This window comes from Janthinobacterium sp. LS2A, from assembly GCF_036543145.1.
GTDB classification, from domain to species: domain Bacteria; phylum Pseudomonadota; class Gammaproteobacteria; order Burkholderiales; family Burkholderiaceae_D; genus Janthinobacterium; species Janthinobacterium aestuarii.
In genome coordinates this window covers 936,670-961,333 of the sequence record NZ_JAZHPB010000002.1, presented here as the reverse complement: position 1 = coordinate 961,333, position 24,664 = coordinate 936,670, and the positions used below count along the sequence as shown (strand labels likewise).

Here is a 24,664-nt window from a genome sequence, read left to right as displayed (position 1 = left end):
GATTTATTTGCGGGACGGGTGGCCGGCTGGCCGCTGTCCTCGGGCTGCATGCGAAGGATGATCATGAATTACAACTGGAATTGGCGCATTTTCTGGGAGATTTCTCCCGATGGCGTGGGCACGTATATGGACACCCTGTGGTCCGGCCTGACCTGGACCCTGGCCACGGCCGGTGCGGCGTGGATCATGGCGCTGATATTGGGCCTGGTGATCGGCACCATCCGCACCCTGCCGAACAAATGGCTGGTGGGCGTGGCCAATGCCTACGTCGAACTGTTCCGCAACGTGCCGCTGCTGGTGCAGATGTTCCTCTGGTATTTCGTCATGCCGGAACTGCTGCCGCCGGATCTCGGCGCCTGGGTCAAGTCGCTGCCAAATGCGCCGTTCGTCACGGCCGTGCTGTGCCTGGGATTCTTTACCTCCTCGCGCGTGGCCGTGCAGGTGACGACGGGCATCGAGGCGCTGCCGCGCGGGCAGAAACTTGCCGGCACGGCGCTGGGCCTGACCCTGCCGCAAACCTACCGCTTCATTTTGCTGCCGATGGCCGCGCGCGTCATCATGCCGCCGCTGACCAGCGAATTTTTGAACATCATCAAGAACAGTTCCGTGGCCCTGACCATCGGCCTGATCGAACTGACGGCCAGCGCGCGCGCTATCCAGGAGTTTTCCTTCCAGGTGTTCGAAGCGTTTTCGGCCGCCACCATCATCTACGTTGTCGTCAACCTGCTGGTGGTGGTGCTGATGCACCTGATCGAGAAAAAGGTCGCCATCCCGGGCTTCATCGTCGCTGGCGCCAAGACGGGAGGACATTGATATGTTAGGCAATTTCGACTTCGATGTCATCTCCCGCTCGTGGGTCTACCTGTTCCAGACCGGCATGGTCTTCACCCTGAAACTGACGGCGCTGTCCATGGTCGGCGGCATCGTGCTGGGCACCCTGCTGGCGCTGATGCGCTTGTCCGGCAGCCGCCTCATCTCGGGCGTGGCGTCGAGCTACGTCAACCTGATACGCTCGATTCCGCTGGTGCTGGTGATCTTCTGGTTCTACTTCCTGGTGCCGTACATCGCGGCCTGGATCATCGGCGCCAACGAGCCGGTGAAAGTGGGCGCGTTTTCTTCCGCGCTGATCACCTTCATCATGTTCGAGGCGGCCTACTATTGCGAGATCATGCGCAGCGGCATACAGTCGATCCCGCGCGGCCAGGTATGGGCCGGCCAGGCACTGGGCATGAACTACTCGCAGACCATGGCCTTCATCGTGCTGCCGCAGGCGTTCCGCAACATGATTCCCGTGCTGCTGACGCAGACCATCGTGCTGTTCCAGGACGTGTCGCTCGTGTACGTGCTGTCGATCCCCGATTTCGTCGGCGCCGCATCAAAAATCGCCCAGCGCGACGGCCGCCTGGTGGAGATGTACGTGTTTGTCGCCGTCGTGTATTTCGTGCTGTGCTATGCCTTGTCGTTCCTGGTAAAACGCCTGCAGAAACGCGTCGCCATCATTCGCTAACCGTAAAAGAAAGAACAAGATGATTGAACTCAATAACGTCAGCAAATGGTATGGCCAGTTCCAGGTACTGACCGATTGCACCACCAACGTCGCCAAGGGTGACGTGATGGTCATTTGCGGCCCGTCGGGCTCCGGCAAGTCGACCCTGATCAAGACCGTCAACGGCCTCGAACCGATCCAGCAGGGGCAGATCATCGTCGACGGCATCAGCGTCAACCACCCGAAGACGAATCTGTCGAAACTGCGCGCGCGCATCGGCATGGTGTTCCAGAATTTCGAGCTGTTCCCGCATCTGTCGATCCGCGAAAACCTCACCATCGGCCAGATCAAGGTGCTGGGCCGCAGCGCCGACGAAGCCAATGCCAAGGGCTTGAAATACCTGGACCGCGTGGGCCTGCTGTCGCAGCAGGACAAATTCCCCGGCCAGCTGTCGGGCGGCCAGCAGCAGCGCGTGGCGATCGCCCGCGCGCTGTCGATGGACCCGATCGCCATGCTGTTCGACGAGCCGACATCGGCGCTCGACCCGGAGATGATCAACGAAGTGCTCGACGTGATGGTGGGCCTGGCGCAGGAAGGCATGACGATGATGGTCGTCACGCACGAAATGGGCTTTGCCCGGCGCGTGGCCAACCGCATCGTCTTCATGGACCAGGGAAAAATCATCGAAGATTGCAGCAAGGATGACTTCTTCAATACGACGCGTTCGGACCGCGCGCGCGATTTCCTCGCCAAGATCATCCATTAATTTTTTATTACGTTGAAGTTGAGTACGAATGCCTGACATGAAACAACTAGCCGGCGCCATGCTGGCGCTGGGCCTGCTCGCCCATGCCCACGCGGCCGACAAGATCGCCGTCGACATCGCCCTGCGCGGCGCCACCGTGATCGACGTGGCTGCGGGCAAGGCGGTCAAGGGTAAGACCGTGCTGCTCAAGGGTGACAGCATCGTTGCCGTCGTCGATGACGCGCAGCTGCGCAGCTACGCGCCGAAGCGGACCATCCGCCTGCCCGGCAAGTATCTGATGCCGGGGCTGTGGGATACGCACGTGCATTTTGGCGGTGGCCCGGAGCTGATTGACGAGAACAAGCAGCTGCTGCCCTTGTACCTGGCGCACGGCATCACCACGGTGCGCGACTGCTCGGGCGACTTGCCCGACACGGTGCTGGCATGGCGCCAGCAGATCAATGCGGGCCAGCTGGAAGGCCCGACGATTTTTACGTCCGGCGCCAAACTCGAAGGCATCAAGCCGCTGTGGAAGGGCACCATCGAAGTGGGCACGCCGCAGGAAGTCACGCGCGCGTTGGACGGCCTGCAGGCGCAGCAGGTCGACTTCGTGAAGATCACGGAAAATACCCTGAAGCCTGAGCTGTACCTGGAAGCGCTGCGCCAGGCGCGCGAACGGGGCATGCGCACGTCGGGCCATATCCCCGTGCAGCTCACATTGGAGCAGATGGCCGATGCGGGCCTGGGCACGATCGAGCATCAATCGTATTTGCTGCGCGCCACCACGCCGCGCGAGCAGGAGCTGACGGCCAAGGTGGCCGCCGGCGCGATGACGGGCAAGGAAGCCATGCAGGCCAGCGTGCAAAGCTACGACGAGCCGACGGCGCGCAAGGCCTTCAGTTATCTGGCCGCACGCGGTACGGCCATCGTGCCGACCCTGTGGGGCTCGCGCGTGACGGCTTACCTGGACCGCGAAGACCACACGCACGACACGGCCCTGCAATACATCGGCAAGGGCTTGCGCGCCACCTACGACTGGCGCGTGCAGCGCGCCGCCAAGGATGGTCCGGAAGCGATCGTCCAGCGCCACGCGCAGTTCGAGCAATCGGCCAAGCTGCTGCCCCTTTTGCAGCAGCAGGGCGTGAGCATCATCGCCGGTACCGATGCGGGCTTCTTGAATTCCTTCGACTATCCGGGCCAGGCCCTGCACGATGAAATCGGCCTGTACGTGCAGTACGGCCTGACGCCGCAGCAAGCCTTGCAGTCGGCCGTCATCAACGGTCCCCGCTTCCTGGGCAAGCTGGACCGCTACGGCAGCGTGGCGGCCGGCAAGGCGGCCGACCTGCTGGTGCTTGACGCGAACCCGCTGCAGGATATCGGCGCCACGCGCCAGATCCGCCTGGTGGTCAGCCGTGGCAACGTCTACGACCGCGCCGCGCTGGACCGGATGCTGGCGGAACTGCGCGCCTGGGTGGCGAAGCAGGAAGCGGCGCCGGCTAAGTCCTGATTCCCGTACGCTCCCGAGATTGAAAACGGCCGGTGCAAACCGGCCGTTTGATCGTCCGGCAAGCATCGGGCAGTAGCCGCCGTAGCCTGCGAGGCCGCCCCGCGGCTGGTAAAATGGCGCTATTCGCAATGACCGCCTGAGAGCAGCCGCCATGTCCACACTCGATCACACCCCAGCCTCCATCACCATCACCCGTCCGGATGACTGGCATTTGCACCTGCGCGACGGCGCCGTCATGGCCAGCGTGCTGCCGCACAGCGCGCGCCAGTTCGGTCGCGCCATCGTCATGCCGAACCTGAAACCGCCCGTCACCACCACGGCCGATGCCAGTGCCTACCGCGAGCGCATCCTGGCCGCCGTGCCGCAAGGCGTGAACTTCGATCCGCTGATGGTGCTGTACCTGACGAACAACACCTCGCCCGACGAAATCCGCCGCGCGCAGGACAGCGGCATCGTGCAGGCCGTGAAACTGTACCCGGCTGGCGCGACCACCAATTCCGACCTGGGCGTGACGGATCTGAAAAACTGCTACAAGGTGCTCGAAGTGATGCAGGAAGTGGGCATGCCCTTCCTCGTGCACGGCGAAGTGACGGATCCTGAAATCGACATTTTCGACCGCGAAGCCGTCTTCATCGAGCGCGTGATGCGCCCGCTGCGCAGCACCTTCCCGGCCCTGTCCGTCGTGTTCGAGCACATCACCACCAAGGATGCGGCGCAGTACGTGGCCGAAGCGGAAGGCCCGATCGCCGCCACCATCACGGCGCATCATCTGCTGTACAACCGCAACGAGATTTTCAAGGGCGGCATCCGCCCCCATTACTACTGCCTGCCTATCCTGAAGCGCGAAGAGCACCGCCTGGCACTGATGACGGCCGCCGCCAGCGGCGACGAGCGCTTCTTCCTCGGCACGGATTCGGCGCCGCATGCGCAGGGCGCCAAGGAAATGGCGTGCGGCTGCGCCGGTTGCTACACGGCTCTGCACGCGATGGAAATGTATGCGGAAGCGTTCGAACGGGCCGGCGCGCTCGATAAACTCGAAGCGTTCGCCAGCTTCCACGGTCCGGCCTTCTACGGCGTGCCGCGCAATACGGACACCATCACCCTGAAACGCGAAAGCTGGACCTTGCCGGCTTCGCTGCCGCTGGGCGACAGCCATGTCATTCCGCTCAACGCGGGCGAGCAGATCAACTGGAAAATGGTCTAAGCGTTCATGCTGCCATCGATAGACTGGACCCGCCCCTGGTTTGCCACGGTGCTGCCGGCGCGACGGCAGCTGGACCTGCAGCGCGACACGGTGATTGCCGCGCTCAATGGACGGGCGCGGGCGCTGGATTTGCGCAATCCATCGGGCCTGCCGCTGGCCTTCGTGCCGCAAGCGGACCTGCCCGAAGGCGTGGCCTATGAAGAGTTCATCGGCGCGACGGGCGGCGTGCCCACGCGCGAGAATCTGCACGATTTTTTCAACGCGCTCGTGTGGCTGACCTTCCCCCGCATCAAGCGTCAATTGAATGCGCTGCAGGCGGCGCAGATCGCGCTGTCGGGCGTGGGCAAATCGCGCGGTCCCGCGCGCGATGGCGCGACGATTTTTGACGAAAATTCCGCCTTGCTGGTGCTGCGCGACAGCAACGCGGGGCGCGCGCTGGACGCGGCCTTGCGCGGGCACGACTGGCGCAGCGCGTTCATTGCGCAGCGCGAGAAATTTGGCGCAGGCGGCGACGCCGATGTCTGGCTGTTCGGCCACGCGCTGATGGAAAAACTGGTGGCGCCGCGCAAGGCCATCACGGCGCATACGCGCGTGATCTTTGCCGGCGACGCCTACTTTGCGCTCGACGATGCGGCACGCCGCTCCTGGCTCGACGAACGGGTGGCGCAAGACCTGGCGCAGCAAGGTCTGACCACGGCGGACTTTACGCCGCTGCCCGTGCTTGGCTTGCCTGGCTGGTGTGAAGACCAGGACGACGATTTTTATAATGACGCGGCGGTATTCCGCCCGAAGCGCAAGGTGGCTGGCGCAGAAAGAGATCAATAGCATGGAAAACACCGTCCGCTGGGGCATCCTCGGCACCGGCAAGATCGCCCGCGCGATGGCCAATGGCTTGCGCGATGCGCCCGGTGCGCAACTGGTGGCGGTCGCCTCGCGCAGCAGCGCCGGTGCGCAGGCCTTCGGCGCCGAATTCGGCATCGAGCATTGCCACGGTTCCTACCAGGCGCTGGCCATGGACCCGGATGTGGACGTGATCTACATCGCCACGCCGCACACCCTGCATGCAGAAAATGCCTTGCTGTGCCTGGCCGCCGGCAAGCACGTCGTCTGCGAAAAACCGTTCACCATGAATGCGCGCGAAGCGCAGGCCGTGGTCGACATGGCGCGCGAGAAAAAACTGTTTTTGATGGAAGCCATGTGGAGCCGTTTCCTGCCCGCCGTGCAGGAAGCGAAACGCATCATCGCCAGCGGCGAAATCGGCGTGCTGCGGCAGGTGCAGGCCGATATCGGCTTTGTCGCCAATTTCCCGCCCGAGCACCGCATGTTCAATCCGCAGCTCGGTGGTGGCGCGCTGCTCGACGTGGGCATCTATCCGCTGTCGATGGCGGCCTTCTTCCTCGGCCCCGTATCGCAGGTGCAGGCGCTGGCCGAGATGGGCGCCACCGGCGTCGACGAGCAGGTCGTGTTCTCGCTGCTGCATGCGGGCGGCGGCACCTCGTCCTGCGCCTGCAGCCTGCGCGCGCAGACGCCGACGGAAATGACCATTTCCGGCAGCCTGGGACGCATCCGGCTGCCCAACCGTTTTTACAAGCCCGATCACCTGATTGTCGAAATGATGGACGGCGAACGCCGCGTCGTCGCCGCCCCCCACTTGGGCAATGGCTATGCGCACGAGGCCATCGAGGCGATGCGCTGCATCCGCGCCGGCCTGCTGGAAAGCCCCCTCATGCCGCACGCCGACAGCGTGGCGCTGATGCGCAATCTCGACACCATGCGCGGCCAGATCGGCCTCGTCTACCAAGCAGACCAGGCGTGAACAGGAATCCCATGACATTGCACTCATCCCGTCCCAGCCTGAAAACTGTCCTCATCGCCAGCGGCGTCGTCCTGACCCTGGCGATGGGCGTGCGCCACGGCCTGGGTTTCTGGATGCAGCCGATCTCGCAAGCCAATGGCTGGACGCGCGAAACGTATTCGCTGGCGCTGGCCATGCAAAACCTGATGTGGGGGGTCTTCGGCCCGTTCGCCGGTATGGCGGCCGACCGTTTCGGCACCATGCGCGTCGTCATCGTCGGCGCCATCAGCTACATGGCGGGCCTCGTGTGGATGGCGCTCGTGACGCAGCCCACCCTGTTCATCGTCGGCTCCGGCATCTTCATCGGCCTGGCGCTGGCCTGCACCGCTTTTGGCGCCATCAGCGGCATCATCGGCCGCAGCGCGCCGCCCGAGCAGCGCTCGTGGGCCTTCGGCATCTCGTCGGCTGCCGGCTCGTTCGGCCAGTTCCTCATGATGCCCGTGGAGCAGCAGCTGATCTCCGCCGTGGGCTGGCAAAACGCCTTTTATGTGCTGGCAGCGCTGGTGCTGCTGGCGATGATCCCGATGGCCTTCTACCTGCGCGAGCCCCCCGTCTCGCACGCCAGCGGTCCGCAGCAAAGCGTGGGCGCCGCCTTCAGCGAAGCCATCGCCAGCCGCTCGTTCTGGCTGTTGTTGGCCGGGTATTTTGTCTGTGGTTTCCAGCTGGTCTTCATCGGCGTGCACTTGCCGGCCTACCTGAAGGACCAAGGCCTGATGAACCCGAACGTCGCCGTCACGGCGCTGGCCCTGATCGGCCTGTTCAACATCGTCGGCTCCTACTATGCGGGCAAACTCGGCGGCAAGATCGCCAAGCGCTACCTGCTGTCGGCCATCTACGTGACGCGCGCCGTGGTCATCACCGCGTTCCTGCTGGCGCCATTGTCGGCGTGGTCCGTGTATCTGTTCGCGGCAGGCATGGGCGTGTTGTGGCTGTCGACCGTGCCGCTGACGAACGGCATCATCGCCGGCATCTTCGGCGTGAAGCATCTGTCGATGCTGGCCGGGATGGTGTTCTTCTCGCACCAGGTGGGCAGTTTCCTTGGTGCCTGGCTGGGCGGCTATCTGTACGAGCACCAGGGCAGTTACCACATCGTGTGGATGATCACCATCGGCCTGGGCTTGCTGGCCGCGCTGATCAACCTGCCCATCGACGAGCGCGCAGTCAAGCGCGTGGCGGTGGCCGCGTAATGGCCAACTGGCGTACATGGCTGTGGCGCCTGGCTGGCGCCGCGCTGCTGGCCATCGTCTTCCTTGCCTATCTGCGGCCCGACTTCATGCTCGACCTGGCGAACCGCTTCTGGATGTGCATGTAGGCTGCGTGGGCGCAAGGTGGTTTGCGTGAAGTCGGATTACGTTAGAAGTCGGATTACGCTACGCTAATCCGACCTACCCGACCTGCTGCGACGGATTCGCGTAATCCGACAACATCCGAAACCATGCGATACCGACGCGCATTTCAGCCAGGCGGCAGCTTTTTCTTCACGGTGGTGACGGCCCACCGCCGGCCTGTTTTCGCTGCTGCCACTGCCGTGGATTTGCTGCGTGATTCTTTCCACGCCGTGCGGCATCAACGGCCATTCGCTATTGACGCTATCGTCATCCTGCCCGATCACCTGCACTGCATCTGGACCCTGCCTGAAGACGATACCGATTTCATGACGCGCTGGCGCTTGATCAAGACGTGGTTCAGCAAGCGCTGCGATCTTGAAAATGTCTGGCAGCAGCGGTATTGGGAGCATGTCTTGCGCGATGAGCGCGACTTGGCCAAGCATGTCGATTACATCCATTACAACCCCGTCAAGCATGGCCTTGTGAGTAAAGTCATCGATTGGCCGTATTCCAGTTTTCACCGGTATGTAAAGCAGGGATGGTGTGCCGCGGATTGGGGCGGGGATGTTGTCGATATGAAGGGCGTTGGGCGGGAGTGAGCAGCGCTAACAATGTTGTCGGATTACGCTACGCTAATCCGACCTACCGTTTGCGTCGTGAGTAGGTCGGATTAGCGCAAAGCGCGTAATCCGACATGCAATGTAAGACCTACACCTTCAAAAATTCCTCTTTCCCACCCAGCCAGCGCGCCAGGTGCGCTTCCACGGTGGCTGCAGCGGCGGCCGTAGTGGCGTGCAGCAAATCGTGCGCCACGTCGCGGGCCTGGTCGACCAGCCACTGATCCGTTTCCAGGTCGGCGAAACGCAGCATTGCCTGGCCGGACTGGCGCGCGCCAAGAAACTCCCCGGGGCCACGGATTTCCAGGTCGCGGCGGGCGATTTCAAAGCCGTCCGTTGTTTCGCGCATGGTCATCAAGCGCTGGCGCGCCACGCCGCCCAGGGGGCCCTGGTACAGCAGCAGGCAGACGCTGGCCGCCGAGCCGCGGCCCACGCGCCCGCGCAGCTGGTGCAGCTGCGACAAGCCAAAGCGCTCGGCGTGCTCGATCACCATCAGCGAGGCATTCGGCACGTCGACGCCCACTTCGATGACGGTGGTGGCCACCAGCACGTGGATATGCCCGGCGATGAAGGCGTCCATCACTTCCTGCTTTTCCGCCGGCTTCAAGCGGCCGTGCACGAGGCCCACCTGCAGCGCGGGCAGGGCTTCGGCCAGCATCATGTAGGTGTCGGTGGCCGTCTGCAGCTGCAGCGCTTCCGATTCCTCGATCAGCGGGCAGACCCAGTACACCTGCCGGCCTTCCAGCGCGGCCGCATATACGCGGGCGATGACTTCGTCACGCCGGTTCTGGTCGATGGCGCGCGTGACGATGGGGCTGCGCCCTGGCGGCAGCTCGTCGATCACCGACACTTCCAGGTCGGCGTAATAGGTCATGGCCAGGGTGCGCGGGATCGGCGTGGCCGACATCATCAGCTGGTGCGGAACGGCCGCGCTGTCGCCCTTGTTGCGCAGGGTCAGGCGCTGGCCCACGCCGAAGCGGTGCTGCTCGTCGACGATCACCAGGCCCAGTTTGGCAAACAGCACGTTATCCTGGATTAGCGCATGCGTGCCGATCACCAGCTGCGCTTCGCCCGATTCGATCAGGGCCAGCGCGGCCGTCTTTTCCTTTTTCTTCAGGCTGCCCGTCAGCCACGCTACCTTCACGCCCAGCGGCTCCATCCAGGCGGCGATCTTGCGGAAGTGTTGCTCGGCCAGGATCTCCGTGGGCGCCATCAGCGCGGCCTGGTAGCCGCTGTCGATCGCTTGCGTGGCCGACAACGCTGCCACCACCGTCTTGCCGCTGCCGACGTCGCCCTGCAACAGGCGCTGCATCGGATACGGCTGGCGCAGGTCGGCACGGATTTCCTCGAGCACACGCGCCTGCGCGCCCGTCAGCTTGAAGGGCAGGGCGGCGCCGAAGGCATTCGACAGGGTGCCGACGATGGGTAGCGATGCGGCGCCCTTCGAGCGGCGCGCGCGCTGGGCGCGTTTCAGCGACAGCTGCTGCGCCAGCAGTTCATCGAACTTCATGCGCACCCAGGCCGGGTGCGAGCGGTCCATCAGCGCGCTTTCATCGATGTCCTGCGGCGGATAGTGCAGCAGGTGTACGGCGGCGCGGAACGGCGACAGCTGCATTTCGCGCAGCAGCTGGTCGGGCAAGGTGTCCTGCCAGTCGATGCGGCGCATGGCGTCGGCGATCTCGCGCCGCAGCACGTGCTGCGACAGGCCTTCGCCGGACGGATACACGGGCGTCAGCGCCGTGGGCAGGGGCGCTCCCTCGTTGACCACTTTATATGTCGGGTGCACCATCTCGGCGCCGAAAAAGCCGTGTTTGAGTTCGGCGCGCGCGCGTACCCGCGTGCCTTCGGCCAGCTGCTTGACCTGGCTGCCGTAGAAATTCATGAAGCGCAGCAGCAAATTGCCCGTTTCGTCGGCGATCGTCACCAGCAGCTGCTTGCGCGGCTTGAAATTGACTTCGCATTTGGTGACGATGCCCTCGACCTGCCACGACTCGCCGCCGCGCAGGCAGGCGTCGCGTATCGTGTAGACCTTGGTTTCGTCCTCGTAGCGCATCGGCAGGTGCAGCACCAGGTCCATGTCCGTGCGCAAGCCCAGTTTGGCCAGCCGGCTTTCCGTGCTGACCACTTTTTTGACGGCTTTCGGCTTCGCGGCCGGCTTGGCTGTGGGAGGAAGATCGGGCTTGGGATCGGACATATGCAAGGTTTTGGTGCCGCTAGCGTAAAATAGAGGGTTGTCCGGCACACCCTGTGCGTACCGCAGTCGTAAATTGTTGCGGCGGATTATTGTAATGCCTGTATAGGCGCACAGTATAGTGCCAGATGTTCCATTGCGCACTCCTAATCATTTTTGACGTACTTTTGAAGCAAAACGCATGTATTCGCTTTCCGATTTCGATTTTAATTTGCCGCAAGAAAACATTGCGCAAACTCCATTGGCCGAGCGCAGCGCCTCGCGCCTGTTGCATCTGGACGGCGACGCTCTGGTCGACCGCCAGTTCGCCGACATCGTCGGGCTGTTGCAGGCGGGCGACCTGCTGGTGATGAACGATACGCGCGTGCTGAAAGCGCGCTTCTTTGGCGTCAAGGAAAGCGGCGGCAAGATCGAGGCACTGGTCGAGCGTGTGCTCGATGACCGTACCGTGCTGGCCCAGGTGCGCGCGTCGAAGTCGCCGCCGCCCGGCTGCCGCATCCGGCTGGCCGACGCCTTTGATGTGACGGTCGGCCAGCGCGCCGGCGAATTCTTTACCCTGCACTTCGAGGCAGACGTGTTCGAGCTGATCGAGGCGCATGGCCGCCTGCCGCTGCCGCCGTACATCGAGCACGATGCGGATGCATTCGACGAGACGCGCTACCAGACCGTGTTCAACAAGGTGCCCGGCGCTGTCGCCGCGCCGACGGCCGGCCTGCATTTCGACCAGGCCCTGCTCGATCAATTGAAGGCCAAGGGCGTCAACTTCGCCTATGTGACCCTGCACGTGGGCGCTGGCACCTTCCAGCCCGTGCGCACCGAGGTGCTGGCCGAACACAAGATGCATACCGAGTGGTACACCATGCCGCAGGAAACCGTCGACGCCGTGCGCGCCGCGCAGCTGGCCGGGCGCGACGTGGTGGCCGTCGGTACGACCAGCCTGCGCGCGCTGGAATCGGCCTCGCAAAGCGGCCAGCTGGTGGCGGGCAGCGCCGACACAGCCCTGTTCATCACGCCCGGCTATGCGTTTAAAACGGTGACGCGCTTGATCACCAACTTCCATTTGCCGAAGTCGACCCTGCTGATGCTGGTGTCGGCCTTTGCCGGCTATGCGCCGATCCGCAGCGCCTACGCGCATGCGATTGCGCAGAATTACCGTTTCTTCAGCTATGGCGACGCGATGCTGCTCACCACGCAATCGCGCGCTGCGCTGAACCTTGATACCCCCGTGAAAGACTGACATGCTGGAATTTACATTACTCAAGACCGACACGAGCGGCCTGACCAAGGCACGCCGCGGCACCTTGAAACTCAACCATGGCGTCGTGCAGACGCCGATCTTCATGCCAGTGGGCACTTACGGCTCCGTGAAAGCCATGTCGCCGCTGGAACTCAACGAGATCGAAGCGCAGATCATTCTGGGCAACACGTTTCACCTGTGGCTGCGTCCTGGCAACACCGTCATGGAAAAATTCGGCGGCTTGCATGGTTTCATGGGCTGGAACAAGCCGATCTTGACGGACTCGGGCGGTTTCCAGGTGTTTTCGCTGGGCGCCATGCGCAAGATCACGGAAGAGGGCGTGCATTTCAATTCGCCGATCAACGGCGATAAATTGTTCCTGTCGCCGGAAGTGTCGATGCAGGTACAGCGCGTCCTGAATTCCGACATCGTCATGCAGTTCGACGAATGTACGCCGTACGAAATCCAGGGCCGTCCGGCCACCATCGAGGAAGCGGCCAAGTCCATGCGCATGTCCTTGCGCTGGGCGCAGCGCTCGAAGGACGAGTTCCACCGCGGTGAAAACCCGAATGCGCTGTTCGGCATCGTGCAGGGCGGCATGTTCGAAATGCTGCGCGACGAGTCGCTGGCCAAGCTGGAAGAAATCGATTTCCCCGGCATCGCCATCGGCGGCCTGTCCGTCGGCGAGCCGAAGGAAGACATGATGCGCATGCTGGCCCACGTGGGCCCGCGCCTGCCGGCCAACAAGCCCCATTACCTGATGGGCGTGGGCACGCCGGAAGACCTGGTGGCGGGTGTGTCGAACGGTATCGACATGTTCGACTGCGTCATGCCGACACGTAACGCCCGCAATGGCTGGCTGTTCACCCGTTTTGGCGACATCAAGATCAAGAACGCCAAGTACAAGGAAGACCAGGCGCCGCTGGACGAGACCTGCAGCTGCTACGCCTGCCGCAATTTCTCGCGCGCCTACCTGCACCATTTGCACCGCTCCAAGGAAATCCTCGGTGCGCGTTTGAATACCATCCACAACCTGCATTACTACCTGGACCTGATGCGCCAGATGCGCGAAGCGCTCGATGAAGACCGTTTCCACGCGTTTACCCTGCAATTCCACGCGGAACGCGCACGCGGAACTTAAGAAAACCTTATCTGGCGCCCTGGCCGCAGCATGGCCGGAAGTTTTGTGTATTGGTGCTTGGACTGGGGCGATAAAGCATTGCATAATGCCTTTTTAGCCCCATTTGAAGCTGCCATGCCTGCAATTGGAGGCTTGGCGGATTGCCAATGCTAGAATACAGCGCTATTTTTTCAAACTGATTAGAACTGGAGTCACCGTGTTTTTCATTTCCAACGCTTATGCGCAAGCCCCAACCGACGCCCTGGGCCTCGGCGGCAACCTGACCAGCTTCCTGCCGCTGGTATTGATGTTCGTGGTCATGTATTTCCTGATGATCCGCCCACAGCAAAAACGCGCCAAAGAACAACGGGCGATGATGGACGCGCTGGCCAAGGGTGACGAAGTCGTTACCGCCGGCGGCATGCTGGGCCGTGTTGTCAAGGTAGTGGACGCTTACGTCACCATCGAAGTGGCGACCGGCACCGAAATCACGGTGCAAAAGAGCTCCATCACCACCTTGCTGCCTAAAGGCACCCTGAAGGCGCTGTAATTCATCGCTGTCATTGCCAAAGCAATGATTGAATGGGGCGGCTACCCGCCGCCCCTCGCGACGCCTCCGACGCTCAACACTGAACGCTGAATCAATATGAATCGCTATCCTGCCTGGAAATACATCATCATCGTCGTCGCCTTATTGCTGGGCGCACTCTATACGGCGCCCAACTATTTCGGTGAGTCACCGGCGCTGCAAGTAACCAGCGGCAAGTCGACCGTCAAAGTGACGGGCGAGCTGATGACGCAAGTCGAGCAAATATTGACGAAAGAGAACGTCAAGTCGGAAGGTGTCACCATGGATGGCGCCGGCAACCTCGCCTCCGTGCGCGTGCGTTTCGCCGATCCCGATACCCAGTTCAAGGCGAAACTGGTGCTGGAAAAAGACCTGAACACCGATGCCAGCGATCCCGCCTACATCGTGACGGTCAATCTGCAAGCCAATACCCCATTGTGGATGCAAAAATTGCATGCCTTGCCCATGTTCCTGGGCCTGGACTTGCGCGGTGGCGTGCACTTCCTGATGCAGGTCGATGCGAAAGCCGTACTGAACAAGAAAGTCCAGGGCGTCCAGTCCGCCGCGCGTAGCGTGTTGCGCGACAAGAATATCCGCCACGCCGGCATCGAACGCGTGGGCGACAGCGTCCAGATCAACTTCCGCGACGCGGAAACGCGCGTGAAGGCAAAAAATGTCCTGTCCGACCAGATGACGGAACTGGCGTTCGCCGATGCGGGCGAAGGCAGCGATTTGAAACTGAACATCACCCTGAAGCCGGCCGCCCTGAAAGCCACCATCGATGAAGGCGTGAAACAGAATATCTCCACCCTGTCCAAGCGCGTCAACGAGCTGGGCGTGGCCGAGCCGCTGATCCAACAGCAAGGCCCTGACCGCATCGTGGTGCAATTGCCTGGCGTGCAGGACGTGGCCCGCGCGAAAGCCATTATCGGCCGCACGGCGACCCTGGAAGTGCGCCTGGTCGATGAAAGCATAGTGCCTGGCACCGAACTGTCGAGCGCCATCCCGTTCAACTCGGAACTGTTTACCGTCGGCAAGGGCGTACCTGTCGTGCTGGCGAAAGACGTGATCCTGACGGGCGACTATATCTCCAGCGCCACGGCCAGCTTCGACCAGAACCAGCAGGCGGCCGTATCGATCGACCTGAACGGCGACGGCGGCCGCAAGATGCGTGAAGCGACGCGCGAACGCGTGGGCAAGCGCATGGCCATCGTGCTGTTTGAAAAGGGCAAGCCGGAAGTGCTGTCGGTTGCCACCATCCAGCAGGAACTCGGTTCGCGCTTCCAGATCACCGGCATGGGCGGCGCGGAAAACGCGAATGAACTGGCGCTGCTGCTGCGCTCGGGCGCCCTGTCCGCACCGATGACCGTCATCGAAGAACGCACGATCGGACCGCAACTGGGCGCGGAAAACATCGCCAAGGGCTTCCACTCGACCCTGTACGGCTTCATCGCCATCGCCGTCTTCATGATCGCCTACTACATGCTGTTCGGTGCCTTCAGCGTGCTGGCCCTGGCCACCAACCTGCTGTTGCTGGTCGGCTTGCTGTCGATGATCCAAGTGACGTTGACCTTGCCCGGTATCGCCGCTATCGCGCTGGCGCTGGGTATGGCGATTGACGCCAACGTGCTGATCAATGAACGTATCCGTGAAGAGCTGCGCGCAGGCAATACGCCGCAAGCGGCGATCGCCGCCGGCTTCGACCGCGCCTGGGCCACGATTCTCGACTCGAACGTGACCACTCTGATCGTCGGCCTGGCGCTGCTGGCCTTCGGCAGCGGTCCTGTGCGCGGCTTCGCTGTTGTGCATTGCCTGGGTATTCTGACCTCGATGTTCTCCTCCGTGTTCGTGTCGCGCGGTGTGGTCAACCTCTGGTATGGCCGCAAGAAAAAGCTGACGACCTTGTCGATCGGCACGGTGTGGGTGCCGGGCACCAGCAAATAAGCGACGGCCCCGACTCACCCAATAGCGTCAACAGCGATCGCGTCCGGTGGCACAGCCGCCGGACGCACAGAATAGAACTCAGAGGATTTCATGGAATTTTTCCGGATCAAAAAAGATATTCCCTTCATGCGCCATGCGTTGATTTTCAACGTGATTTCGGCCGTGACCTTCCTTGCCGCCGTTTTCTTCCTGGTGCACAAGGGCTTGCACCTGTCCGTCGAATTCAAGGGCGGCACCCTGATGGAGGTGAAATACCCGAAGGCGGCCAATCTTGAAGGCATACGCGGCACCCTGATCGCCATGGGCTATGAAGAGCCGGGCGTGACCAGCTTCGATACGGCGCGCGACGTGATGATCCGCCTGCCGGTGGAAAATGGCGTCAGCGCCGCCAACACCTCGCAGCGCGTGTTTGAAGCCTTGTGCAAGGCCGAGCAAGGCTCGACCAAGGCCATCGACACCGTCACCGACAAGGGCGAGCATGTGCTCAAGAGCGCGTGTATGGATGCTGCCGGCAGCGAAGCGGTCGTCCTGCAGAAAGTTGAATTCGTCGGCCCGCAAGTGGGCGAGGAACTGGCGCAGAATGGCTTGAACGCGCTGGTGGTGGTGATTATCGGCGTGATGATCTACCTGGCCATCCGCTTCGAATGGAAATACGCTGTCTCGGCCATTATCGCCAACTTGCATGACGTGGTGATCATCCTGGGCTTCTTCGCCTTCTTCGAATGGGAATTCTCGCTGACGGTGCTGGCGGCCATTCTGGCGGTGCTCGGTTATTCCGTCAACGAATCGGTGGTGATCTTTGACCGTATCCGCGAAAACTTCCGCAAGCAGCGCAAGGCGACCGTGCATGAAGTGATCGACAGCGCGATTACCAGCACCATTTCGCGTACCATCATCACCCACGGCTCGACCCAGATGATGGTGCTGTCGATGCTGATCTTCGGCGGCCAGACCCTGCACCACTTCGCACTGGCGCTGACCATCGGTATCTGCTTCGGTATTTACTCGTCCGTGTTCGTCGCGGCCTCGATCGCCATGTGGCTGGGCGTCAAGCGCGAAGACTTGATCAAGCCGGTCAAGGAAAAAGACGAAACCGACGGCGCCGTGGTGTAAGCGCAGGTTTTTTGCAGCTTGAATGAAAGAACGATCACCGTTTGCGGTGGTCGTTTTTTTTTGTAACGGATGACGATGAAGCGTTTTTTATGGGTAGGCCTGATGGCAGGCGTGACGGCGCTGGCCGACGCCGCCGATTTCAGCCGTGCCGATGCCGCCAGCATCGCCATGCGCGGCCCGATTGCCGAGGGCGACGTGGACAAGCTGCGGCTGCTGGCTACGCCGGGCACCGCGCTGTTGCGCGTCAATAGCGATGCTGGCGACCCGCAGGCGGCGATGCAGCTGGGCCGCTATCTGCGCCAGCGGCAATGGCGTCTCGCCATCGACACCGTGTGCGCCGGTAGCTGCGCCCTGTATGTGTTCCCGGCCGCGCGGCATAAAAGCATACCCGACGGCGCCGTGCTGGCGCTGCAGGAATCGGCTTTCCTGCGCGCGCAGGTCGACCAGGCGCAGATGCGGCGCACCCTGGTTGAAGCTGGCGTGGCGGCCGAGGACCTGGACAGCGAAACGGTGGCGCTGGCGGCCCGCTTGGCGGAGACGGCGGCGCAGGAATCGGCGTTTGCCGCGGAGCTGGGCATCGCCCCCGCCTTTTACCGCGACTTCCGGCAAGTGGCGGCGCAGGCCGATAGCGTGCGCCAGCGCTTTCCCGACCAGGAGGCGGCCGTCTACTGGTGGCCGGCTGCCGCCCGCCTGCAGCGCTGCTATGGCATGGCCGGCGTGCAAGAGGGGACGCGCGCGGCGCGCCTGGCGCCCGACGGCTATCTGTACGTGCCGGCCCTGTCGGCCCTCGTCATGGGCGACCAGGCCTTGCAGGCCTGTCCATGAGCCGCAGCGGCCGTTTATTCCTGCTGATGGACGCCATGCGCGCCAGGCGCGTGCCCGTCACGGCGGCCCAGCTGGCGCAGCAGCTCGGTGTTTCCGAACGCACGATTTACCGCGATATCCAGACCCTGGCCGAACTGGGCGCGCCCCTGCAGGGCGAGGCCGGTATCGGCTATGTGCTGCGCCGCGGCGCATTCCTGCCGCCGCTGATGTTCGGTCCCGATGAACTGGAAGCGCTGGTGCTGGGCGCGCGCTGGGTGCGCCGGCAGGGCGATGCGGGCCTGGCGCAGGCGGCCAGCAATGCCCTGGCCAAGATCGCGGCCGCGTCGCCGCGCGACCTGCGCGACAGCATGGCCGAGACCAGCTTGTGGGTGCCGCTGGGGCGTCCCGCCGATGGCACGCAGCCGGCCGACCGTTACGTGCAGCCCGTGCGCGAGGCGATCCGCTACGAACAGAAGCTCACGCTCGCCTATCAGGATGAGCATGGCAGCGCCACTTCGCGCACGGTGTGGCCTTTCGCCCTGGCTTTTTTCGAAGGCAAGCGCCTGCTGGCCGCCTGGTGCGAGTTGCGCGGCGATTACCGGCATTTCCGCATCGACCGCATCGCCGACGTGCGGCAGCATGCGGAGCGCTATCCCACGCGGCGCCATGTACTGCTCGATGCCTGGCGCAAGGCGCACGATATCGACCCGGAATCCTGACATTCGCTCCTGACAAAAACTGTCAGTGACGGCGACTACGATGGTGGCTTCCTCACTCACCGGAGCTATCCATCATGCGCCTGTACCACCACCCCATGTCTTCGAATGCCCGCCGTGCCCTGATGACGGCGATCCACCTCGGCCTGCCTCTGGAGCTGGCCGAAGTCGACCTGATGAATGCGGACGATCGCCGCCGCCTGGCCGAACTGAACCCGAACGGCAAAGTGCCCGTGCTGGCCGATGGCGATTTCCTGCTGTGGGAATCGTGCGCCATCATGCAATACCTGGCCGAGCAGGTGCCGGGCCAGACGATTTACCCGCAGGCGCCGCAAGCGCGCGCCGACGTCAACCGCTGGCTGTTCTGGGCCGCGCAGCACTTTGCGCCCGCCATCAGCGTGCTGGCCTGGGAACGCGCCTGGAAAGGCATGACGGGCAATGGTCCAGCGGACCCGCTGGAAGAGGCGCGCGGCGAGCACGAACTGCATGCCTGTGCCGTGGTGCTGGATGCGCATCTGGCGCAGCGTGAGTGGCTCTGCGGCGATGCCTTGACCCTGGCCGAGTTCGCCGTCGCCGCGCCGCTGATGTACAGCGAGGCCGTGCGCTTGCCGCTGGCGCAATACCAGCACATCCAGGCGTGGTTTGCCCGCGTGCGCCAGCTGCGCGCCTGGCAGGAAACGGACGTGGAACTGTTGCCGGGATAATGTGTGCGCTAAGTGAGCCAGCGCACGGAGCTGGCGCGGCACAGCGCATAAGATAGGGCTGTCTCTTTCAGGACATCCCTAGCTTTGGACTTTACCCGCTTTCGAGCGGGTTTTTTTTGTTTGCCGCTATGGAAGCCTGGCACTGATAGTGAGTGCTCGCATCCGGTACGGCAGGCAGCCTAGTGCACGAGTACCTTCAGCAGCGATTGCACTTCATCATCCGATTCTTCCATGATGCTCGACAAGGTCGCATCGTCGCCGATCAGGCAATCGATGCTGCGCGCGGCGCGGGCGGCCCGCACGGCGATGGCGGCCGGGCTTTCATTGAGCGGTGACGAGACGGGCGCCAGGTCATTTGCCAGAAGCAGGGTGTCGCCCAGCGATTCGGGGGGGATGGCGCGCAAGCCTTCCCACAGCGCATCGATGGCGCCCCTGACCGCTTCCGGTACCTTCAGTTTGGCCAGGACACCGTGGCCGATGGCCTGTTCGCCATGTTCGACCCAGTCTTCCGGTTCGCCGTCGAGGATGCCGGGGAATTCGGCCGCGCGCGACAGCAGATAAAAGCCGCCCACTTCATGCATGATGCCGGCAAACAGGGCCGTATCGGGGTCCACCTTGGTGACGCGGCGGGCCAATACCTGCGACAGGGCCGCCACGTGGGCCGTATGCTCCCACAGCTGGTTGGCCTTCGCTTGCAGCACGGGATCGGTAATGGTGCTGCCCAGCTGGCGCACGATCAGCGATGCCACCACCGACTGCAGGGTACGCACGCCTAGCCGCTGCACGGCGTTGCGGACGCTGGTGATTTCATTGCCGGAACGGTTGAACGCCACGGAATTGGCGATGGCCACCGTGCGCGCGGCCAGCAGCGGGTCAGCCTGCACCAGTTTGGCGGCGGCCTCGATATGGCAGTCGGGATCGGCCAGCGCCTCTTGCAGCTTGAGCGAAGCGTCCACATTGGCAGGAAAGGTCAGCTCGCCACGAGCGGCTTGTGCGGCGATGCTTTTAAAGGCGTCGAGTCTGTTCATTGAAAAAATTATACTCGCAATATTTCCGTACGGAACTTTTTAACCATGATCTTTTCGCAAACAGCTTAGCAAAAGGCAAGCAAAGCCCCGTAAACGGAAAAAGGCATGCCCCGGTATCGGCGGCATGCCTCTTTTGATAACGCGAGCGTTATCAGTCTGCTTCGCTAAATATCGCGTCGCAGCCTTCAACGAGCTCATCGCTGTCTTCCAGCTCATCGGTCAAGCCCAGGTCGAACAATTCCTCGACGGCGTTCATGAAGCTGTTGTGCTTGGTGGCGCCGATCAGGCGATAGATTTCGCCGTCTTCGTTGCGCACGCCGATGATCAGTTTTTCCTGGCGCACCAGTTCCGGCGTGCTGGCGTTGAGCAGCAGGTTGCCGATGATGTGTTTATCGAAATGAGCAGGCTTTTTGCCTTCGAGCAGTGAGGTTTTCAACTTGGTTTCCTTTGTCTTGTTTGAATGTCGGTGCCTGGTGTATGGTCAGCCGTTGGCGATGGCCTGTTTCAGTCCCGCCAGGGTGCTTTCCAGACGTATGAAATCGTCTTCGGTATAGCCGTCGAACAGGCGCTGGCCCTGCGTTGTCAGCTTGGGGAACACGTCATGGAACACCTGTTCGCCCTCGCAGCTCAGGCGCACGTAATAGGAACGCTTGTCGCGTGGACAACGTTCGCGTATCACCAGCCCCTTCTGTTCCAGCCGGTCCACCACGCCCGTCAAAGTACCCTTGGTAATCAGGGTTTTCTGGCCCAGTTCCTTGTAGGACATGCCGCGGGTGTTGCCGAGCGTGGCAATGATGTCGAATTGCGCATGCGTCAAGCCGTACTGGCGCACGAAGTCGCCAGAAAACCGCTCGAAGCCTTGCATGCATTCGGCCAGCAGCCGGATACTTTTTAAATATCGTTCACCCATGGGGGTGATTATATCCTTCCGCTCCGCTTTTTTCCGCCGCGCCGGGATGCGCCCTTGCATGAGGGGCGCGACGGGGCGGAAGTCCGGTATCATGTGGGCAACTCAGCCCTTGCCCTTGGTCCGCCTCGCCGATGTCCTTCGCTAATCTTTCCCGTATCGGCCTCGACAAACCGCTGCGTTTGCTGCTGGTCCATGCCGGCGACGCAGAGTCGATTACCTGGGCCGGCTTGGTACAGCCGCTGCGCCTGTGCGCGCGGGCGCTGGGGCCGGACGCCCTGCAACTGGACGTGCGCACGCCGGAACAGGTGGCCGCGCAGGGCGGCAACTGGCATATCGCGCTGCTGGTGGCCGATGAGACGGAGGCGCCGCTGCGCGCCGAGCTGTGCCGGGCCGTGATCGAACGCTGCCGTTCGGCGCCGTTCTGGGGCGGCGTGGGCGCGGCCGTGCTGTGGCTGGCTGGCGCGGGCGTCATGGATGGCGTGCGCATCGCCTTGCCGTGGGCCCTGTATGCCGATGCGGAAGCGAAGGCCGAACGGGCCATCCTGACGCCGCACCTGTTCGACATCGACGGCCCGCACATCACCTGCTGCGGCGGCGCGGCCAGCATCGATTTTTCGCTGACCCTGATCGAGACCATTTTTGGCGCCGACGTGCAGGCGCTCGTCAAGGAAGCGCTGTGCGTGGACAAGGTGCGCGGCAAGGAAGAGCGCCAGAGGGTGGCCCTGCAGGCGCGTTTCGGCGTGCTGCAGCCGAAATTGTCCGAAGCGGTGACCTTGATGGAAGCCAATATCGAGGAACCGCTGTCGACCGACGATATCGCCAGCCTGGTGGGCCTGTCGCGGCGCCAACTCGAGCGGCTGTTCAAGCAATACCTGGGCAGCCTGCCATCGCGCTACTACCTGGAGCTGCGCCTGCGGCGCTCACGGCAACTGTTGCTCGATACACATTATTCCATTGTGCAAGTTGGCCTGATGTGCGGCTTTTCCTCGGGCTCGCACTTTTCCACGGCCTTTGGCACCCTGTTTGGCAATACGCCCCGGGAAGAGCGGCAAAGAAAGCTGATGCCGCCTGCGTGATTAAAGCAAGCCCGGCTGTGATGAATTGTGAAAATCCTTGTCGCAGATTCAAAAGAGTTTTAGCATCCCGCTTTTTATAATGCAGTACACACGTAGCTGTCGTAGCTGCGGAGTACCTAACATATTGATGGGGAAATGCTATGAATGCCAAGCTTGATTCGACCGTAACGGCTCGTCCAGTCACCCGGGAAACCTTTGACCAGGTCCTCGTTCCTACCTACGCCCCTGCAGCCATGGTGCCCGTGCGCGGTTCCGGACTGGATCTGTGGGACCAGTCAGGCAAGCATTACCTCGATTTCACCTCCGGCATCGCCGTCAACAGCCTCGGTCACTGCCATCCTGCGCTGGTCGACGTGCTGACCAAGCAAATCAATAATTTGTGGCATTTGGGCAACGGCTACACCAACGAGCCTGTCCTGCGCCTGGCGCTGGCGTTGACGGAAGCGACCTTCGCCGACCGCGCCTTCTTCTGCAACTCGGGTGCGGAAGCCAACGAAGCGGCCCTGAAGCTGGCGCGCAAATACGCGCACACCAAGTTCGGCGCGCACAAGTCGCGCATCATCTCGTGCTTCAGCTCCTTCCACGGCCGCACCCTGTTTACGGTGTCCGTCGGCGGTCAGGCCAAGTACACGGAAGGCTTCGAGCCGCTGCCGCCATCGATCGACCACATCGCCTACAACGACATCGAAGCGGCGCGCGCCGCCATCGGCGATGACGTGTGCGCCGTGATCGTCGAGCCGGTACAAGGCGAAGGCGGCGTGGTGCCGGGCAATCCGGAGTTCCTCAAGGAGCTGCGCGCCTTGTGCGACAAGACGGGCGCCCTGCTGATTTTCGACGAAGTCCAGAGCGGCATGGGCCGCACCGGCGCCTTGTTCGCCTACATGGGCTACGGCGTCACGCCGGACATCCTGACTGCCGCCAAGGCCCTGGGCAACGGCTATCCGATCGGCGCCATGCTGACCACGAATGAACTGGCGCAGACCTTGGCCGTCGGTACCCACGGCACCACCTACGGCGGCAACCCGCTGGCCGCCACCGTGGCCTTGACCGTGCTGGACACGATCAACACGCCGGCATTCCTGGCGCGCGTGAAAGAAGCGAGCGTCAACACCATCGCCATGCTGCAAGGCTTGATCACCGATTACCCGCAAGTGTTCTCCATCGTGCGCGGCAGCGGTTTGCTGCTGGGCCTGGTCGTCACCGATGCCTACAAAGGCCGCGCGAAAGACATCCAGAAAGCGGCCGAAGCGCAAGGCTTGATGGTGCTGATCGCCGGCATGGACGTGGTGCGCCTGGCGCCGGCCCTGATCGTCTCGGACGAGCAGATCGCCGAAGCGGGTCGTCTGCTGCGCGCCGCCATCGACGGCATGCTGAAAGCCTGAAGCTAGCCCCGCTCCCTGTTTGATCACCGGCCCGCCGCTTTGCTGCGGGCCGGCTTGGTTCTACCCCAGCATCGTCAGCATTGAAGGAGTACCCATGTATGTTGTCCGTCCGGTAGAAATTGCGGATATTGCAGCCCTCGAAGCGCTGGCCGCAGTCACCATGCCGGGTGTCCATACCCTGCCGAAGACGCGCGAAAAAATCGCCGCCTCCGTCGAGCGCTCCATCGCCTCGTTTGCCGCCCATGTCGACATCCCCAGCGAAGAGTCGTATCTCTTCGTGCTTGAATCACTGCTCGACAAGAGCATCTTTGGTACGGCCGCCATCTTCGCCTCGGCCGGCTCGAACGGCACCTATTTTTCCTTCCGCAACGACGTCATCCAGCAAGTCTCGCGCGACCTGAACATCAGCCACAGCGTGCATGCGCTGACCCTGTGCTCGGAGCTGACGGCGTACTCGCAGCTGTCCGGCTTCTATGTGCGCAACATGGAGCAGGCGGGCCTGGAAGCGGCCCTGCTGTCGCGCGCGCGGCTGCTGTTCGCCGTGCTGGCGCCGCACCGTTTCGGCGACCGCTTCTTCGTGCCGCTGGCCGGCATCACGGACGCCAATGGCCAGTCGCCGTTCTGGGATGCGCTGGGCCGCAAGTTCTTCCAGATGGATTTCCTCGATGCCGAAAAAGTCATCGGCGGTGCGCGCAACCGCACCCTGATCGTCGAACTGATGCCGCATTACCCCGTGTACGTGCCGCTGCTGCCCGGCGACGCGCAGGCGGCCATGGGCCAGATCCACCCGAGCGGCGAACTGGCGTTCAATCTGCTGACGGAAGAAGGCTTTGAAGCCGACGATTACATCGACATCTTCGATGGCGGTCCGATCCTGCAGGCGCACAAGCATGCGCTGCGCTCGTTTACGGGCTCGCTCACGCGCCGCGTCGTCGCCGGCGTCACGCCCAGCCGCACGGGCCTGAAAGTCAATTATGCGGTCGCTTCCGGCGCCGAGCGCAATTTCCGCGCCGTGACCTTTGCCTGCGATGCGCTCGAAGCGCAGGACACCATCGGTTTGCCGGCCGACCTGCTCGAGGCGCTGGCCGTGGCCGAAGGCGACAGCGTCATTTGCGTGCGTATCTAAGGG

25 protein-coding genes are annotated in these 24,664 nt (G+C 62.7%); 21 read left to right on the top strand and 4 right to left on the bottom strand.

Features of this window, described 5'->3' with window-relative positions; all coding sequences use genetic code 11:
- The first annotated feature begins 63 nt into the window (after positions 1 to 63).
- The 10 genes from V3C40_RS10140 to V3C40_RS10095 all read left to right on the top strand — a co-directional run bounded on the left by V3C40_RS10140 (position 64) and on the right by V3C40_RS10095 (position 8,724).
- Entirely contained in the window at positions 64 to 813 is a 750-nt protein-coding gene (locus V3C40_RS10140) for an amino acid ABC transporter permease (protein ID WP_070303009.1), read from the top strand.
- A gap of 1 nt (position 814) precedes the next feature.
- On the top strand, positions 815 to 1,507 hold the full coding sequence (locus V3C40_RS10135; RefSeq protein ID WP_034745474.1) for an amino acid ABC transporter permease: 693 nt from the start codon (positions 815 to 817) through the stop codon (positions 1,505 to 1,507).
- A 19-nt stretch (positions 1,508 to 1,526) separates the two neighbouring features.
- The gene (locus V3C40_RS10130; RefSeq protein WP_331777327.1) at positions 1,527 to 2,252 is read left to right on the top strand and encodes an amino acid ABC transporter ATP-binding protein; all 726 of its coding nucleotides are present in this window, start codon (positions 1,527 to 1,529) and stop codon (positions 2,250 to 2,252) included.
- Positions 2,253 to 2,289: 37 nt separating this feature from the next.
- Positions 2,290 to 3,738 carry an amidohydrolase family protein gene (locus tag V3C40_RS10125; RefSeq protein WP_331777326.1) on the top strand — a complete coding sequence of 483 codons (1,449 nt, stop codon included), beginning with the start codon at positions 2,290 to 2,292 and terminating at the stop codon, positions 3,736 to 3,738.
- A gap of 151 nt (positions 3,739 to 3,889) precedes the next feature.
- Positions 3,890 to 4,942: a dihydroorotase gene (pyrC, locus tag V3C40_RS10120; protein ID WP_331777325.1), complete on the top strand. Its 1,053-nt coding sequence runs from the start codon at positions 3,890 to 3,892 to the stop codon at positions 4,940 to 4,942.
- A 6-nt stretch (positions 4,943 to 4,948) separates the two neighbouring features.
- On the top strand, positions 4,949 to 5,767 hold the full coding sequence (locus V3C40_RS10115) for a DUF3025 domain-containing protein (RefSeq protein WP_331777324.1): 819 nt from the start codon (positions 4,949 to 4,951) through the stop codon (positions 5,765 to 5,767).
- Between the two features lies 1 nt (position 5,768).
- On the top strand, positions 5,769 to 6,758 hold the full coding sequence (locus V3C40_RS10110; protein WP_331777323.1) for a Gfo/Idh/MocA family protein: 990 nt from the start codon (positions 5,769 to 5,771) through the stop codon (positions 6,756 to 6,758).
- Between the two features lie 11 nt (positions 6,759 to 6,769).
- On the top strand, positions 6,770 to 7,984 hold the full coding sequence (locus V3C40_RS10105) for an MFS transporter (protein ID WP_080698372.1): 1,215 nt from the start codon (positions 6,770 to 6,772) through the stop codon (positions 7,982 to 7,984).
- Complete coding sequence (locus V3C40_RS10100; RefSeq protein ID WP_268991989.1) at positions 7,984 to 8,109, top strand: hypothetical protein; 126 nt, start codon at positions 7,984 to 7,986, stop codon at positions 8,107 to 8,109. The genes V3C40_RS10105 and V3C40_RS10100 overlap by 1 nt, the downstream gene beginning before the upstream one ends.
- 123 nt (positions 8,110 to 8,232) lie before the next feature.
- The gene (locus V3C40_RS10095) at positions 8,233 to 8,724 is read left to right on the top strand and encodes an REP-associated tyrosine transposase (RefSeq protein ID WP_331777322.1); all 492 of its coding nucleotides are present in this window, start codon (positions 8,233 to 8,235) and stop codon (positions 8,722 to 8,724) included.
- A gap of 109 nt (positions 8,725 to 8,833) precedes the next feature.
- Here the strand turns inward: V3C40_RS10095 and recG are convergent, their stop codons facing one another.
- The gene (gene recG / locus V3C40_RS10090; protein ID WP_331777321.1) at positions 8,834 to 10,936 is read right to left on the bottom strand and encodes an ATP-dependent DNA helicase RecG; all 2,103 of its coding nucleotides are present in this window, start codon (positions 10,934 to 10,936) and stop codon (positions 8,834 to 8,836) included.
- 178 nt (positions 10,937 to 11,114) lie between these two features.
- Here recG and queA point away from each other — a divergent pair, with 178 nt between their 5' ends.
- The 8 genes from queA to V3C40_RS10050 all read left to right on the top strand — a co-directional run bounded on the left by queA (position 11,115) and on the right by V3C40_RS10050 (position 19,139).
- Positions 11,115 to 12,170 (top strand): tRNA preQ1(34) S-adenosylmethionine ribosyltransferase-isomerase QueA, encoded by a 1,056-nt coding sequence (gene queA, locus V3C40_RS10085; RefSeq protein ID WP_034745496.1) that lies wholly within the window; start codon positions 11,115 to 11,117, stop codon positions 12,168 to 12,170.
- A gap of 1 nt (position 12,171) precedes the next feature.
- Positions 12,172 to 13,311: a tRNA guanosine(34) transglycosylase Tgt gene (gene tgt, locus V3C40_RS10080; RefSeq protein WP_331777320.1), complete on the top strand. Its 1,140-nt coding sequence runs from the start codon at positions 12,172 to 12,174 to the stop codon at positions 13,309 to 13,311.
- Positions 13,312 to 13,507: 196 nt separating this feature from the next.
- Positions 13,508 to 13,840 (top strand): preprotein translocase subunit YajC, encoded by a 333-nt coding sequence (gene yajC / locus V3C40_RS10075; RefSeq protein ID WP_034745505.1) that lies wholly within the window; start codon positions 13,508 to 13,510, stop codon positions 13,838 to 13,840.
- A gap of 96 nt (positions 13,841 to 13,936) precedes the next feature.
- Entirely contained in the window at positions 13,937 to 15,802 is a 1,866-nt protein-coding gene (gene secD / locus V3C40_RS10070; protein WP_034745508.1) for a protein translocase subunit SecD, read from the top strand.
- A 90-nt stretch (positions 15,803 to 15,892) separates the two neighbouring features.
- Entirely contained in the window at positions 15,893 to 16,915 is a 1,023-nt protein-coding gene (gene secF, locus V3C40_RS10065) for a protein translocase subunit SecF (RefSeq protein ID WP_034745511.1), read from the top strand.
- 75 nt (positions 16,916 to 16,990) lie between these two features.
- The gene (locus V3C40_RS10060; protein WP_331777319.1) at positions 16,991 to 17,740 is read left to right on the top strand and encodes a hypothetical protein; all 750 of its coding nucleotides are present in this window, start codon (positions 16,991 to 16,993) and stop codon (positions 17,738 to 17,740) included.
- Positions 17,737 to 18,438: a helix-turn-helix transcriptional regulator gene (locus V3C40_RS10055; RefSeq protein WP_198521338.1), complete on the top strand. Its 702-nt coding sequence runs from the start codon at positions 17,737 to 17,739 to the stop codon at positions 18,436 to 18,438. The genes V3C40_RS10060 and V3C40_RS10055 overlap by 4 nt, the downstream gene beginning before the upstream one ends.
- A gap of 74 nt (positions 18,439 to 18,512) precedes the next feature.
- Positions 18,513 to 19,139: a glutathione S-transferase family protein gene (locus tag V3C40_RS10050; RefSeq protein WP_072457327.1), complete on the top strand. Its 627-nt coding sequence runs from the start codon at positions 18,513 to 18,515 to the stop codon at positions 19,137 to 19,139.
- A 179-nt stretch (positions 19,140 to 19,318) separates the two neighbouring features.
- Here the strand turns inward: V3C40_RS10050 and V3C40_RS10045 are convergent, their stop codons facing one another.
- The 3 genes from V3C40_RS10045 to V3C40_RS10035 form a co-directional block, all read right to left on the bottom strand.
- A complete protein-coding gene (locus tag V3C40_RS10045) occupies positions 19,319 to 20,167 on the bottom strand; it encodes an HDOD domain-containing protein (protein ID WP_034745523.1) in 849 nt (282 codons plus the stop codon).
- Positions 20,168 to 20,318: 151 nt separating this feature from the next.
- Positions 20,319 to 20,603: a hypothetical protein gene (locus V3C40_RS10040; protein WP_034745526.1), complete on the bottom strand. Its 285-nt coding sequence runs from the start codon at positions 20,601 to 20,603 to the stop codon at positions 20,319 to 20,321.
- 45 nt (positions 20,604 to 20,648) lie between these two features.
- On the bottom strand, positions 20,649 to 21,077 hold the full coding sequence (locus V3C40_RS10035) for a MarR family winged helix-turn-helix transcriptional regulator (RefSeq protein WP_034745529.1): 429 nt from the start codon (positions 21,075 to 21,077) through the stop codon (positions 20,649 to 20,651).
- 131 nt (positions 21,078 to 21,208) lie between these two features.
- Between V3C40_RS10035 and V3C40_RS10030 the strand changes: the two genes are divergently transcribed.
- From V3C40_RS10030 to V3C40_RS10020, 3 genes are all read left to right on the top strand, one after another.
- Positions 21,209 to 22,153 carry a GlxA family transcriptional regulator gene (locus V3C40_RS10030; protein WP_070302836.1) on the top strand — a complete coding sequence of 315 codons (945 nt, stop codon included), beginning with the start codon at positions 21,209 to 21,211 and terminating at the stop codon, positions 22,151 to 22,153.
- 140 nt (positions 22,154 to 22,293) lie between these two features.
- Positions 22,294 to 23,535, top strand: a complete 1,242-nt coding sequence (astC, locus tag V3C40_RS10025; RefSeq protein ID WP_034745535.1) for an acetylornithine/succinylornithine family transaminase — start codon at positions 22,294 to 22,296, stop codon at positions 23,533 to 23,535.
- Positions 23,536 to 23,629: 94 nt separating this feature from the next.
- Positions 23,630 to 24,661, top strand: a complete 1,032-nt coding sequence (locus V3C40_RS10020; protein ID WP_331777318.1) for an arginine N-succinyltransferase — start codon at positions 23,630 to 23,632, stop codon at positions 24,659 to 24,661.
- Positions 24,662 to 24,664: the final 3 nt, after the last annotated feature.